Origin of the sequence: Sphingomonas sp. 3P27F8, from assembly GCF_005502745.1 — a bacterium.
GTDB lineage: Bacteria > Pseudomonadota > Alphaproteobacteria > Sphingomonadales > Sphingomonadaceae > Sphingomonas.
On the sequence record NZ_SCNL01000006.1, the window covers coordinates 1 to 14174 of the forward strand.

Genomic DNA, 14174 nt, shown 5'->3' on the forward strand with positions numbered 1-14174 from the left:
CCGCTGCGATCTCCGCTTCCTCGCGCAGCGAAATGAATCCGGCCGGCTGACGCAACCTGACCGCGCGCATCAGCCGCGCCCCCCGGCCCAGTCGCGTGCGCGTGAAGCGATTCGCCCAGCCCGCGCCGACGAAGGTTTCCACCACCTCCGCCACCGCATCGTCCGCCAGTAAAACCTCGGCTGGCAGATGGCTCGCGCCGGCGGTGGCGATGTGCAGGATCTGCACCGGATCGGCGGCGGCCGCGGCGTCAAGGCGCAGCGACCAGCCACGTCCGGCCGCGCGGCGACCGAGCGGATGACCGGACGGCGCGATGTCAACAAGCGCGACGCGATCGAGGACACTGCGCGCCTCATCGAGCACGCCATCGACGAACACGAGCCGCGCGCCCGGCAAATCCAGGAAATCAGCGTCCGGCGCGGCGATCGGCGCGAGCGCGCTCGCCGCTGCAAGCCCGCCCAGATCGGCCCATCGCCATGCCTCCTCCCGGGTGGAGGGAAGATCGAGCACGCTCATGACCGCGCCTTCCGCAGTGCAGCCTGCAACCCTTTGAACAATTCCGGCTTACGCTGGTTGACGCCTGCCGGCGTGACCGCCTGACGCGCAGCGACCGCTTTCAGCGCCAGCATCACGCCGCCTCCGCGCCCGCGCCGAGATAGCCTTCCCGCTCCAGTTCGAGTGCCAGCTCCGGGCCGCCCGAACGGGTGATCCGCCCATCGGCAAGCACATGCACGAAATCCGGGCGAACGTAATCGAGCAGCCGCTGGTAATGCGTGATGAGCAGCACCGCCTTGTCGGCCTTGCGCATAATGCGGTTGATGCCGTCACCCACCACGCGGAGCGCGTCGATGTCGAGGCCGCTGTCCGTCTCGTCGAGGATCGCGAAGCGGGGATCGATGATCCCCATCTGCACCATCTCGTTGCGCTTCTTCTCGCCACCGGAAAAACCGACGTTGACCGGGCGTTTCAGCATCTCCTGATTGAGGCCGAGCGCATCCGCCTCGCCGCGCGCCACTTTCAGAAACTCGCCGCCCGACAAGGGCTTGTCGCCGCGCGCGGTGCGCTGCGCATTGAGGCTCTCGCGCAGGAACTGGACGTTCGACACGCCGGGTATCTCGACCGGATACTGAAATCCCAGGAAAAGCCCGGCGGCCGCCCGCTCATGCGGCGCGAGAGCGAGCAAATCCTGTCCGTCGAACGTCACGGAACCTTCGGTAACCTCATAACCGGGCCGCCCGCCGAGCACATAGCCGAGCGTCGATTTTCCCGCGCCGTTAGGTCCCATGATCGCATGCACCTCTCCCGCGTTCACCGCGAGCGACAGGCCCTTCAGGATCGGCTTGCCGTCGATTTCGGCGTGGAGGTTTTCAATCTTCAGCATGGCTCGGGATTCTTTCAATTCCTGTATTCCACCGGATCACTGCGCCGCCCGACCACGCACGATCGCGGCGACTTTCACTTCAACACAATCTGCAAGCGGCTCGGGCTGGGTCACGCCGCGATCGAAACTGGCGGCGGTCGCCTCGCACGCAGCATGATCGATCTCGGCATCGCCGCTCGAAACACGCGCCTGACACGCCTTCACCTTGCCGCCATCCACCTGCATCGCGATCCGCAGCTTGTGCAGCGCGGCCACGACCACATCGCGCTGCGCAGTCGCCGCGGCATCGGGAACTGCCGCGAGAACCATCGTGGCGAGGAGAATCACCCGACGCTCCCCTCGAGCGAAATCCCCAGCAGTTTCTGCGCCTCGACCGCGAATTCCATGGGGAGTTGTTGCAGCACCTCGCGCGCGAAGCCGTTGACGATCAATGCGACCGCCGCTTCCTGATCCAGCCCGCGCGACATCGCGTAAAAAAGCTGGTCGTCGCTGATCTTGCTTGTGGTCGCCTCATGCTCGATCTGCGCGCTCGGGTTTTTCACCTCGATATAGGGCACGGTATGCGCCCCGCACTGATCGCCGAGCAACAGGCTGTCGCATTGCGTGAAGTTGCGGACCCCCTCCGCCGTCGCCGCCACGCGCACGAGCCCGCGATAGGTATTGTCGCTGTGCCCCGCACTGATCCCCTTCGACACGATCGTGGAACGCGATCCCTTGCCGAGGTGGATCATCTTGGTGCCGGTATCCGCCTGCTGGCGGTTGTTCGTCACCGCAACCGAATAGAATTCGCCCACGCTGTTCTCGCCCGCCAGCACGCAGCTTGGATATTTCCAGGTGATCGCGGAGCCGGTCTCAACCTGCGTCCAGCTAACCTTGCTGTTCCGTCCCTGGCAGAGCGCGCGCTTGGTGACGAAATTATAGATGCCGCCGACGCCGTTCTCGTCGCCGGGATACCAGTTCTGCACGGTGGAATATTTGATCTCGGCATCGTCGAGCGCGACCAGCTCGACCACCGCGGCATGAAGCTGGTTCTCGTCGCGCATCGGCGCGGTACAGCCCTCGAGATAGGAGACATACGCCCCCTTGTCCGCGACGATCAGCGTCCGCTCGAACTGGCCGGTATTCTCCGCATTGATCCGGAAATAGGTGGATAGCTCCATCGGGCACCGCACGCCCTCCGGGATGTAGACGAAGGTGCCGTCGGAAAAGACCGCGCTGTTGAGCGTCGCGAAATAATTGTCATGCTGCGGCACCACCTTGCCCAGCCATTTCTTCACGAGGTCGGGATATTCGCGCACCGCCTCGCTGATCGACAGGAAGATCACGCCCGCCGCCTTCAGTTCCTCGCGGAAGGTCGTGGCGACGGAAACACTGTCGAACACAGCGTCCACCGCGATTTTGCGCGCCCCCTCGACCCCGGCGAGCACTTTCTGCTCCTCGATCGGAATGCCGAGCTTTTCATAGGTGCGACGGATTTCGGGATCGAGTTCGTCGAGCGAGCTGATCGTCTTCTTCTGCTTCGGCTCTGCGTAGTAATAAGCGTCCTGATAATCGATCGGCGGGATATTGAGCTTGGCCCAGTCCGGCGCATCCATCTCCAGCCACTTGGCATAAGCCTTCAGCCGCCAGTCGAGCATCCACTGCGGCTCGCCCTTCTTGGCGGAGATATAGCGCACGATATCCTCGGACAGGCCCTTCGGCGCGAAATCCTGTTCGATCTCGGTCGCGAAGCCCCATTCGTACTTCTTGGAGACGGCCGCGAGCGCCTCGGCGTTCTTCGTAGCCATTATGCCATCACCTCCTGGCGCGAGACCGGCGCCGGCGCGCCGGCGAGGCTCGCCAGCGTCACCCCGGCGAGCGCGCCGCGCACCGCGTTGTTCACGACATTCCAATGCGGCTTCACGCGACAATTCCCTTCGATGGCGCAATCATGATCGCCGACGTCGACACAGGCGGTGAGCGCGATCGGGCCCTCAACCGCCTCGATGATATCCATCAGGCTGATCGTCGCCGGCGGACGGGCGAGGCGAAAGCCGCCGCCGGTCCCACGCGCGCTTTCGATCAGGCCGGCGGCGGACAGGCGGCTGACGAGCTTCTGCGCGGTGGGCAGCGGCACACCCGTTTCCTCGGCCAGAACCGTGGCATTCAGCCGCCCGGCCCCGCCGCAATGGCGCGCGGCGGCGGACATCATCACGACCGCATAATCGGCTAGGCTCGAAAGGCGCATGTTCAGGTCAATCGGATCGATTCATTCCGATTGGCAGATGGTCGCGTTTCGGCGCGAAATCAAGCACCGTCGCGCACGGTCGCCGGGACGATCACGTATTCGAGATGATTGAATGCACCTGGCCACCAAGCGCGAGCCGCTGCGACATGGTGAGTTGCGCCAGATGGTTGGGCTCGGTGCGAAGCTGGCCGGGCGTCAGCCCGGCGAATTGCTTGATTTCCCGGATAAGGTGCGACTGATCGTAGAAGCCTTCCGAGATCAGTTCGTCGAGGGTTGACGTGCCGTTCGCCAGCGCCACCGCCGCGCGAAGCGCGCGATATTTGCGCGCCAGCAGTTTCGGCGGGCCGCCATACAGCGCGTTGCAGCGCCGCTCCACCTGCCGGCGCGAGAGGCCGGTCGCCTCAAGCAGCTCGCAGACATTCGGTGACGGGCTGCCCGCGAGCCACGCGTCGATCTGCCGTGCAAAGGTCAACGCGCCGGTATCCGAGCGATCGATCGACGCGCGCACGAACGCTGCGGCTACGGCCACCTTGTCTTCGGTAGAGTGCGCCGCCCGCATGCGATCGCTTACGCGCCGCACCGCCGAACCGAAGAACGCCTCCCCATCGAGCGCGCGATTCAGCATGGTCGAGGCATCGATCCCCAGCAGCGCCGCCCAGCCGGCAGGCTGGATGCCCATTCCGATCACATCCAGCGGCCCATCGGCCCGGGTCCGCATCGCGCCGCTGGTGGGGCCGACGATATGGACTTCGCCAACCGCCTGTATGCTGCCATCGGGAAACACGTAGGATGCCTCGCGCCCCGACAATCGAAACCTTAGCTGTGCATGATCGGCGCGTTCCACATCCTCGAAAAGCGGGATATCGGCGCGAAAACGATAGAACAGCGTGACATACGGCCGAAGATCCTCGGCTGGCACCACATAGTCCAGCGTAATATCAGCCACGTTTACGCGCCCCGTTTATCGCATGATATTAACGCGTGATCGCAAAGAATAAAAGTGGCCCGGCCGCGTGAGCAGCCGGGCCATTCAGTTGAGAACCCCTGTTGCCAGAAGCTCTTCGGGTCGCGCCATCTTTAGATACTTTTGCCCCCAAAAAGTATTGGATGGATTCGACATATCTTGATGCACTTTCATACAATTAGCGGCGACACCGCAGCCTTCCTCCCAGTATTTCTTACAATTCCTTCATTGATTCAGCCGCTTCGTCGGCATCGAGGCAACGAGGACGCGACCCTCCCGGCGCGGATCATAGCCGCCGTCTATTTTTCCCCCGCGCACGATGACACCCTGCAGGCCCGAGTCCTCGCCCTGGCCCGGCCTCACCACGATGCCGCGTGCCGCAAGGCCCGCCAGCACCGCCGGCGGGAATTTATCGACCTCGCCATTGAACACCTCGCCTCGCGCGACGAGGTTCGGCAGCGCAAGCGCCTCCTGCATCGGCATTCCCCAGTCGATCGACGCGACCATCGCCTTGCCGACATAGGCGAGGATCGCGTTGCCGCCGGCCGAGCCCAGCGCACCGGCGAAGTCGCGCTTCTCGTCAAGCAGGACGAGCGGCGTCATCGAGGAACGCGGGCGCTTCCCCGCGGCGACGGCGTTGGCAGCCGGGCGACCGGTCGCATCGCGCGGGCTGAACGAAAAATCGGTCATCTGGTTGTTGAGGAAAAAGCCGTCGACCATCCGCCCCGACCCGAAGATCGATTCGACGGTCGTCGTCATGGACACCACGTTGCCCCGCGCATCCCCGATCACGAAATGTGACGTGCCGGTCGGCTCCAGCGTCCGGTCCGCGCCGGCGTCCGCATTTGCACCGGGCGGATTGCCCGCCGCCGGTGCCGGCCCGGCACGCTCGCCGATCAGCTTTGCCCGGCCCGCGACATAGGCGCGGTCGAGCATCCCTGTGACCGGTACGGCCACGAACGCCGGATCCCCGACATACCGGTCGCGATCGGCGTACATCAGCCGGCTCGCCTCCGCGAACTGGAACCATGCCTTTGGATCGGACGGGCCGCGCCTGGCGATATCGGTATTGCTCAGCAGCGTAAGCAGCTGCAGCAACCCCACCCCGCTAGACGGGGGCGGCGGCACGCATACGAGATAGACGCGATACGGGCCGCACAGCGCTTCGCGCACGAGCGGACGATAACCGGCTAGATCAGCTAGCGTCATGGCGCCCGGATGCTCGCCCGCGTGAACGCGATCGACGATCGCCCGCGCTGTCCGCCCGGCATAGAGCGCCGCCGGTCCCTCCGCTGCGAGCCGGCGCAGGAAATCGGCATAGGCCGGATTATGCAGACGGTCTCCGGCATGGAGCAGGCCGCCGCCGGGCCGCGCGAAATAGGCCAGCACGTCGGGCGCCGAAGACTGCGGGAACATCGCGCTGGCGAGGAACCGCCCGAGCCGCGGCGACACGATGAATCCGTCACGCGCCGTCCGCTCCGCATCGCCGAACAGATCGCGCCACGGCAGCGCGCCATGCCGCTCGTGAGCGAGCGCCAGCATCTTCATCGCGCCGGGAACCCCGGTGGCGCGACCGCTCAACACCGCAGTGGCGAACGGCAGCGGCCTGCCATTGTCGTCAAGGAACATATCCGGTGTCGCCCCGGCGGGCGCCGTCTCGCGACCGTCGTAGATCGTCACGCGACGCGTTCCGCCATCGTAATAGGTCATGAAGCCACCGCCGCCGACGCCCGAACTCTGCGGCTCGACCAGCGACAGCATCGCCTGCACCGCGATCGCCGCGTCCACCGCGCTGCCCCCGCGCCGCAACACCGCCATTCCCGTCTCCGCCGCCAGCGGATTGGCCGCCGCGACGAAGACCTGCGCGGTCGTCGCCGGCCGCGCGACATCACGCGGCCGCGCGGCGGGCACGGCCGCGCACGATCCGAGCGCGGCGGCGGCGATCGTGGCGAGCAGCGTTCTTGTCAGCTTCATTCCAAGGCTCCCTGCGACCCGTTCATTTCCCGCATTCGTTAACGGGCGATGCCGCGGCCGTCCACGACGGGTGGCCTCACGTGGCGATCGCTTCTAAGCTCGTGGAACAAGACAAGGAGCCTGTAATCGGGCATCCGGGAGAGGATATGCGAACGCTCGAACATTTCCCCAATCTCGTCACCATGTTCTTCACCCGCGCCGCCGAGAAGGGCGATGCGCCGTTCCTGTGGGCGAAACGCGACGGCGCGTGGCAGTCGACAAGCTGGGCGGAGGCCGCGCGGCAGGTCGCAAGCCTCGCCGCCGCATTGAAGGCATCGGGCCTGCGGCCCGGCGACCGCGTGATGCTCGTCAGCGAGAACCGCCCGGAATGGTGCCTATCCGATCTCGCGATCATGGCCGCCGGCTGCATCACGGTGCCCACCTACACCACCAATACCGAGCGCGATCACGCCCATATCATCGAAAATTCCGGCGCGCGCGCGGTGATCGTCTCCAGCCAGAAGCTGGCCGATGTGGTGATGCGCGCCGTGGTGCGCACCACCCACGCCGAGATCGTCATCGGGATCGACAAGCCGCGCATTCGCCAGTCCGGCATCGAATGCCTGGATTGGCATGAGTTGATCGCCAGCCATCCAGCAGACCCTGCGAAGGCCGCCGCCGAGGCGACATTCCAGCGCGAGGATCTGGCCTGCATCATCTACACGTCCGGCACCGGCGGCGCGCCCCGCGGCGTGATGCAGCATCACGGCGCGATCCTGCACAATGTCGCCGGGTGCACGCAGATCATCGCCGAGGATTTCGGCTGGGGCGACGAGGTGTTCCTGTCCTTCCTTCCGCTCTCCCATGCCTATGAACACACCGGCGGACAGCATTTCCCGATCGGTGTGGGTGGGCAGATCTATTATGCCGAGGGGCTGGAGAAGCTCGCCTCGAACATGGAGGAGGTGCGCCCGACGATCATGGTGGTCGTGCCGCGGCTGTTCGAGGTGTTGCGCACGCGCATATCAAAGGCGGTGGAGAAACAGGGCGGGATGAGCCAGAAGCTGCTCGGCATGGCGCTGGATGTCGGCGCCAAGCGCTATGAGCACCGGATGAAGCTGGCCGATCGGCCGAAGGCGCTGCTGGTGGATGCGTTGTTCAAGCCGCGGATCGGCAAGAAATTCGGTGGCCGGATGAAGGCGATGGTGTCGGGGGGCGCACCGCTGACGCCCGAAGTGGGGGTGTTCTTCCAGTCGCTCGGCGTCACCTTCCTGCAAGGCTACGGCCAGACGGAGGCCGCGCCGGTGATCTCGTGCAATCGCCCCGCCGCCGGTCTCAAGATGGATACCGTCGGCCCGCCGATGCCCAATACCGAAGTGGTGATCGCCGAGGATGGCGAGATACTGGTGCGCGGCGAGCTGGTGATGCACGGCTATTGGCGCAACGAGGCGGAAACCGCGCGCGTGCTGCGCGACGGCTGGCTCCACACCGGCGACATCGGCGAGATCGACGAGCGCGGGCGGATCAGGATCACCGATCGCAAGAAGGATCTGATCATCAACGACAAGGGCGACAATGTCGCGCCGCAAAAGGTCGAAGGGCTGCTCACGCTGCAGCCGGAGATCATGCAGGCGATGATCGCCGGGGATCGCAAGCCGCATATGGTCGCGGTGATCGTGCCCGATCCTGAATGGACGCAGGAATGGTGCGCGGCGAACGGCGTGGCTGACAGCCCGTCCGCACTGGCGGAAAACACCGCGTATCGCGCCGCGCTGAGCGATGCGGTGGATCGCACCAACACGGAATTGTCGGTGATCGAGCGCATCCGCCGCTTCATCGTCGCCGACGAGCCGTTCGCCATCGAGAACGAGCAGTTGACGCCGAGCCTGAAGATCCGCCGCCACGTGCTGAAACAGGTCTATGGCGATCGGCTGGAAGCGCTCTACCGCTAGGAAGCTGGAGGCGGCCGGCGCGCGCCGGCCGCCTGCCGTCTTTCGCTATCGCCCGGCGGGGGCGGCGCCCTTGCCGCGCGGCAGCACCGTGAGCGTCCAGTCCTTCTCGGGGCGGAGATATTTTGCCGCCGTCGCCTGCAATGTCTCGGGCGTGATCGCGGCGAGATCGTTGACCATCGTCCCCAGCGCCTCCAGCCGCGCGGGATCGTAGGTGCCGCCGCTCGCCTGGATCAGCCAGAACTGGTTCCCGGACGAAGCGCGCGCGAGATACTGAAGTGTCGGCACCACGGTGCGCCGCAGTTCATCCGCATCGATCGGCTTGGCGGCCAGCTCCGCGGCGATCTCGCGGCTCAGCTTGAAGAACAGATCGACCTTGTCGGGCTGCACCTGCCCGACGGCGATGATCCGCCCGCCCGTGGCCATGCCGAGCGGCCACTGGCTCGACGCCGACGGGCTGTAGCTTGCGCCCGCCACCGAGCGCAGCCGATCGAACAGCCGGTCCGCGAACACCGACGACAGGATGTCGAGCCGTCGCATTTCGGCATGGTCGGCTGCGCCGCCGCCGGTCGGCCAGGCGATGACTGCCGCCGCTTGCGTATCGGGCCCGCCGTGGGTGAGCACCACGGGCTTGTCGTTGTGCGCGGGGAAGGCCACCGGCACGACGGGTGTGGCATCGGGCTTGCGCTTCTTGAGCGCGCCGAACGTCCGCGCCACGGCGGCGATCGCCTCATCCGCCTTCACGTCGCCGAAGACGTCGACCTCGATCGGCCCGCGCGCCATCATCGGCTCCCAGAAGGCACGGAAGTTTTCGGGCGTCAGCGCCTGCACCTCCGTCTGCGCGGGCGTGCCCCAGCGCACGTCGCCATCGCGGATCAGCCGCTCCAGATCGCGGCTGAGCACGCCGTCGGGCGAGGAATCCAGCCCGGGATAGCCGGCCAGCATCGCCGCCTTGGCGCGTGTGACCGGCGCGGCGTCCCAGCGGGGGAAGGCGAGCTTGTCGGCCAGCAGCAGCAGATTGTCGGCATAATCCCCCGGCGTGGACATCGCGTTGAACATGAAAGCATCCTCGGCGATGTCGAGATCCATGCCGATGCGTCGTCCGTTGGTCAGCGCATCAAGATCACCCTGATCGAGATCACCGATTCCCGCAGGTGCGAGCGCCATGTCCCCCGCCCACGCAGGGGTGGGCGTTCTGGCGGGCAAGGTCGAATAGCCGCGCTCGAACCGGACACGCAGGTACACGCGCCCCGTCTCCGACGAGTTGGCATAGAGCAGCAGGCGCACGCCGTTGCTGAAGACGATCTTCTCCAGCCCGGGACTGCCGGCGGGCGCGCGCGATTTCACCTTGCCCGGCTTGCCGAGCTTCGGCAGCCGCGAGAAATCGATGTTCGCCTGATCCTTGCGGCTGCCGACCAGCCCGGACACATCCTCCTTCAGCGCGGCGGCCAGCGCGGCGGGCGTCGCGCCATCGGCGGTGCGCGTGTTGACGATCGCGCGCGTGGCCACTCCCGCGAAGATCCGGCGGGTCGCATCGAGCAGGGCGTCGGGCGTGAACATGCCCTTGTCATGCGCCTGCTTGAGAATGTCATACGACGCTTGCGGCCCTGCCACCGTCTCCCGGATGTCGAGCGCGCCTACCATGTCATCGGCCTGCTTGGCGCCCGCCTCCACACGCGCGGTGCCGACATCGTTGCGCAGCGCCGCGTCGAACTCGGCATATTCGCGCTCGATCTCGGCCTGGGTCGGCGCGGTTGCCATCGCATCCGCGATTACCGCGCGCACGTCCTTCAGCGCGGCGTGCCAGTCATCACCGAGCGGCAGGATGTTGGTGAAGGTCACGTTGGCTGATCGCGAAACGTCATCGAGGCTGACCGAGGCCTGCAGAAAGCTTCCGCCCGCCCGCGCGCGCGTTTCGAGCCGGCGATTGATGACGCGCACCGCGAGGAAATCGATGAAGCGCTTCTGGTTGAAGATGATCGTATCGTCGCGCGCGATCCACGGCCGCACCACCGCCATCGCGACGACCGGCGGCAGCGCCGGCTCCGCGATCGTCGCGGTTTCGGGCGCTCGCGGATCGGGCGTGCCGAAATTCGTGTCGGCGGGATCAGGCCCCTTGCCGCGCCAGTCCCCGAAATTCTTGACGATCAGCTTCGCCGCCACCGCCGGATCGATATCGCCGGAAATGATGACCACCACGCGCGCGGGGCGATACCAGCGATCATGGAATGCCTGGATCGTCGCGGGTGTGGCAGCCTCAAGCGTCTTGATCGAGCCGATCGGCGAGCGATCCGCCAGCGGCTGGTGCGCGAAGAACAGGCCGCGCATCGCGTCGGACCAGCGCACCTGCGGCCCCGGCGCCTCGCGCTGCTCGGCCAGCACGGCGGGCCGCTCGGCGGCGAGCCCCTTATCGTTGATCGCGGGCTCTGCCATCATGCCCGCGAATATCTTGAGGCTTTCGTCCAGCGTGTCGGGCGTCGCCGCCGGCAGATCGAGCTTGTAGACCGTCTGCGTCGGCGTGGTCTGGGCGTTCGAATCCGAGCCAAACGTTGCGCCCAGCCGCTGCCACACGCGCTTCGTCTCGCCGTCGGGCACATATTTCGAGCCGCGGAATGAAAGATGCTCGATCAGATGGGCGAAGCCCTGTTCCGAATCGCGCTCGTTGAGCGAGCCCGCGTCGATCCGCACGCGCACCGCCACCTGCCCCGGCGGCACGCCGTTCTTGCGCACGGCATAGCGCAGCCCGGTGGAGAGCTTGCCGAAATGCCATTGCGGATCGGGTGGGATATCCGATCGCTCGAACAGCCACGGCCTGGTATCCACCGTGACCGGCGCGGGCGTGGCGGCGGGCGCGGCAGCCGCCTGCTTCTTGCGGGGGGCGGCCGGCGCCGGGGCAGCGGCGTTGGCGACAAGGGCGAGGGCGACCAGCGGCGTCGCCACCGCACGCAGAATGAACGACATATGCCGCTTGTACGAAGGCGCAGGCCGAACGGCAACGCCGCCGGCGATAACTTCGTATTTCCCCTTTCACGCCATGTTTTGGACCCGAACCGCGGGTAGCAACCGGCAAAGAGGCTGCGGACCCGTTTGCAGCGGCGCGGCGTTTCCCTGCCGGCAGGGGCCCGGAAAACGCAAGGACTGGACTGGTACGACGTGGATCTCGACGTAAGGCACGCGAACACTGCAATGGGGCATAATTCGGGCAGGCTGGCCGCCGGCGCGATAATGGTGCCCGATCTCAACGTTATTTCCGGCGCCCCCTCCCCCGGCAGCGCGATGCGCGCGGAGCGCGGGCGGCCGCTCATCATCTCGCTCGGCAAACATTTTCGCGGGTTGTTCGACCGGCTGATCGCCACATCCTCGCTGGTTTCGAACGCGCCGGTGCTCGACGTGCGCGATTTCGCCTGGACGCAGATGCTGCGCGAGAACTGGCAGGCGATCCGCGACGAGGCGATGACGGTCGCGCTGCGCGGCAATGCCGCCCCGAGCCTGTCGACCATCTCGCCCGATCACCGGGCGATCGCCGAAGTCGACAAATGGCGCTCCTTCTTCATCTGGGGTTACGGCTATCGCATCGATGAGAATGCGGATCGCTGCCCCCGGACGGCCGCTCTGGTGGAGCAGATCCCGGGGCTGAACTCCGCCTTTTTCTCGATCCTCGCGCCGGGTACGCACATTCCCGATCATCGCGGCGTCACGAAGGGGCTGATCACCTGCCATCTCGGGCTGGTCGTGCCCCGCGACGGCGACGTGCGGATGCGCGTCCACGACCGGATCGTGCGCTGGTCCGAGGGGCAGACGCTGGTGTTCGACGATACCTATCAGCATGAGGTGTGGAACGACACCGAAGGCACCCGGGTGGTTCTGCTGATCCAGTTCGAGCGCCCGCTGCGCAACCCGGGCAAGTGGATCGCCGACACGTTCCTGCGCATCGTCCGCCGCTCTCCCTTCGTCCAGGAGGCGCGCGACAACATCCAGACGTGGAACGCGGCGGTCAAGCAGCTGGACGTGTGAAGCGGGCGTCGAATGCGACGCACCTTGATCCCCGCCTCGCGGACCGCCACATGGGCGGCATGCTGATCGAAACCGAAGCCACGCCAAACCCCGCGACACTCAAGTTCATTCCCGGCCGCGCCGTGATGGACAACGGCACGCGCGACTTCGCGACGCCGGAAGAGGCGGAAGCCTCTCCGCTCGCGACTGCGCTGTTCGATCTGGGCGACGTTACGGGCGTGTTCTTCGGGCGCGATTTCGTTTCGGTAACGGCTGCGCCGGGCGTCGAATGGCACGGGCTAAAGCCCGATGTGCTGGCGATCCTGCTCGACCACTTCACCGCACAGATGCCGCTGTTCCGCGGCCCGTCCGCCGATTTCTCGGTCCCGGCGGCCGAGGAGGAGATCGTCGATAACCCTGCCGACGCCGACATCGTGGCGCAGATTCGCGATCTGATAGACACGCGCGTCCGCCCGGCCGTGGCCAACGATGGCGGCGATATCGTCTATCGCGGGTTCGATCAGGGCAAGGTCTATCTCAAGATGCAGGGCGCGTGCTCCGGTTGCCCCTCGTCCACCGCGACGCTGAAGAACGGCATCGAGCAACTGCTGAAATATTACGTGCCTGAAGTGACCGAGGTGCGCGCGGTCTAACAAAAGCGCGCGATCACTTCCCGATCACGAAATCCTTCAGGCTGCTCACGTCGGTCAGCGCGTCCGGCGTGACGACCACCGTCGCGCCCGGCACGAGCACGCTCTCGATCGCGGCCCGGATCGCGGGGGCCATGTCGATGTCGCCCAGTTGCAGTTCCTCGTCAGGCGTCTGACCGGGCAGCGCGATCCGCGTCCATTTGCGCGCGCCGGAAGCCTCCGTGGTCTGGAGCGAATAGAGATAGGGATGATCGATCTGGCGGTTCACACCCACCGACGCGCGCCCGATGATCCGTCCGCCGCGGATGACGAACAGGGCGCGATCCGTGGTGCTGACGACGATCGAGACGGGGCCGGTGGGAGCGCGCGCCGGCTCCCAGAAGTCGCGCGCGCCGGGTATCGCCTGCCCGCCATTGGCGGCGGCGGCGATCACATCGGCGGCCGGGACGACGGCGGGGAGCGATTCGCGTTTGGTCACCACCACGGTCATCCCCAGCGGGGTAGCGCCATAGAGCATCTCGGCGAATTTGGGCGGCAGCCGGATGCATCCATGCGACGCCGCGTGGCCCGGCAATGCGCCGGCATGAAGGGCGACGCCGTCCCACGTCAGCCGCTGCATGAACGGCATGGGCGCGCTGTTGTAGAGATTGGAATGGTGCACCTTCTCCTTCTGCAGCACGGTGAAGATGCCGGTCGGCGTTTCATGCCCCGCCTTGCCGGAGGAGACGGTGGTGATCGCGATCGGCAGCCCGTTGCGATAGACCACCGCGCGCTGCGTCTCCAGATTGACGACCATCAGGATCGGCCCGGCGGGCGCGGTTTGCGGCGCCCACATATAGTCGCCCGCCTTCAACGCCCTGGCGGCGCGCAGGACGGAGGCATTGTCTAGCGTGGCACGGCCGGTGACGGTTATCGTCCTGGGTTCGGCGGGGGCGGGCTGGGGCGCAATGGCCACGGCGGCGAAGAGGGTAAGCAACGACATGCGCCCCCCTTAGCGCGATTGCCGCGTCGATTGAATCGCGGAATGAACGGCCTGCGTTTGCCGCCGATCGCCACCCG

Annotated in this window: 11 protein-coding genes and 1 pseudogene; 3 read left to right on the plus strand and 9 right to left on the minus strand. The window is 66.2% G+C overall.

Annotated features, from left to right (window positions below; translation table 11 throughout):
- The 7 genes and pseudogenes from FFS35_RS08510 to ggt all read right to left on the minus strand — a co-directional run.
- Window positions 1–514: pseudogene (locus tag FFS35_RS08510) on the minus strand (SufD family Fe-S cluster assembly protein); the annotation flags it as partial.
- 112 nt (window positions 515–626) lie between these two features.
- Window positions 627–1379 carry a Fe-S cluster assembly ATPase SufC gene (sufC, locus tag FFS35_RS08515; RefSeq protein WP_137786669.1) on the minus strand — a complete coding sequence of 251 codons (753 nt, stop codon included), beginning with the start codon at window positions 1377–1379 and terminating at the stop codon, window positions 627–629.
- Window positions 1380–1415: 36 nt separating this feature from the next.
- Complete coding sequence (locus FFS35_RS08520) at window positions 1416–1706, minus strand: hypothetical protein (RefSeq protein ID WP_137786670.1); 291 nt, start codon at window positions 1704–1706, stop codon at window positions 1416–1418.
- Window positions 1703–3166: a Fe-S cluster assembly protein SufB gene (sufB, locus tag FFS35_RS08525; protein WP_137786671.1), complete on the minus strand. Its 1464-nt coding sequence runs from the start codon at window positions 3164–3166 to the stop codon at window positions 1703–1705. The genes FFS35_RS08520 and sufB overlap by 4 nt, the downstream gene beginning before the upstream one ends.
- The gene (locus FFS35_RS08530) at window positions 3166–3606 is read right to left on the minus strand and encodes an SUF system Fe-S cluster assembly regulator (protein WP_137786672.1); all 441 of its coding nucleotides are present in this window, start codon (window positions 3604–3606) and stop codon (window positions 3166–3168) included. Before FFS35_RS08530 ends, sufB begins: the two co-directional genes overlap by 1 nt.
- Before the next feature lie 91 nt (window positions 3607–3697).
- Window positions 3698–4552, minus strand: a complete 855-nt coding sequence (locus FFS35_RS08535; protein ID WP_137786673.1) for a helix-turn-helix domain-containing protein — start codon at window positions 4550–4552, stop codon at window positions 3698–3700.
- A gap of 243 nt (window positions 4553–4795) precedes the next feature.
- On the minus strand, window positions 4796–6544 hold the full coding sequence (gene ggt / locus FFS35_RS08540) for a gamma-glutamyltransferase (protein ID WP_137786674.1): 1749 nt from the start codon (window positions 6542–6544) through the stop codon (window positions 4796–4798).
- 146 nt (window positions 6545–6690) lie between these two features.
- On the opposite strand from ggt, the gene FFS35_RS08545 reads away from it, so the two are divergent.
- Complete coding sequence (locus FFS35_RS08545; protein ID WP_137786675.1) at window positions 6691–8475, plus strand: long-chain fatty acid--CoA ligase; 1785 nt, start codon at window positions 6691–6693, stop codon at window positions 8473–8475.
- Window positions 8476–8520: 45 nt separating this feature from the next.
- Here the strand turns inward: FFS35_RS08545 and FFS35_RS08550 are convergent, their stop codons facing one another.
- On the minus strand, window positions 8521–11433 hold the full coding sequence (locus FFS35_RS08550) for a M16 family metallopeptidase (protein ID WP_137786676.1): 2913 nt from the start codon (window positions 11431–11433) through the stop codon (window positions 8521–8523).
- Between the two features lie 192 nt (window positions 11434–11625).
- On the opposite strand from FFS35_RS08550, the gene FFS35_RS08555 reads away from it, so the two are divergent.
- Together FFS35_RS08555 and FFS35_RS08560 are read left to right on the plus strand one after the other, a co-directional pair.
- Window positions 11626–12486: an aspartyl/asparaginyl beta-hydroxylase domain-containing protein gene (locus tag FFS35_RS08555; RefSeq protein WP_249341536.1), complete on the plus strand. Its 861-nt coding sequence runs from the start codon at window positions 11626–11628 to the stop codon at window positions 12484–12486.
- Window positions 12487–12545: 59 nt separating this feature from the next.
- Window positions 12546–13118 (plus strand): NifU family protein, encoded by a 573-nt coding sequence (locus FFS35_RS08560; protein WP_137786863.1) that lies wholly within the window; start codon window positions 12546–12548, stop codon window positions 13116–13118.
- A gap of 13 nt (window positions 13119–13131) precedes the next feature.
- On the opposite strand, the gene FFS35_RS08565 is transcribed toward FFS35_RS08560, so the two are convergent.
- The gene (locus FFS35_RS08565) at window positions 13132–14097 is read right to left on the minus strand and encodes a L,D-transpeptidase family protein (protein ID WP_137786677.1); all 966 of its coding nucleotides are present in this window, start codon (window positions 14095–14097) and stop codon (window positions 13132–13134) included.
- Window positions 14098–14174: the final 77 nt, after the last annotated feature.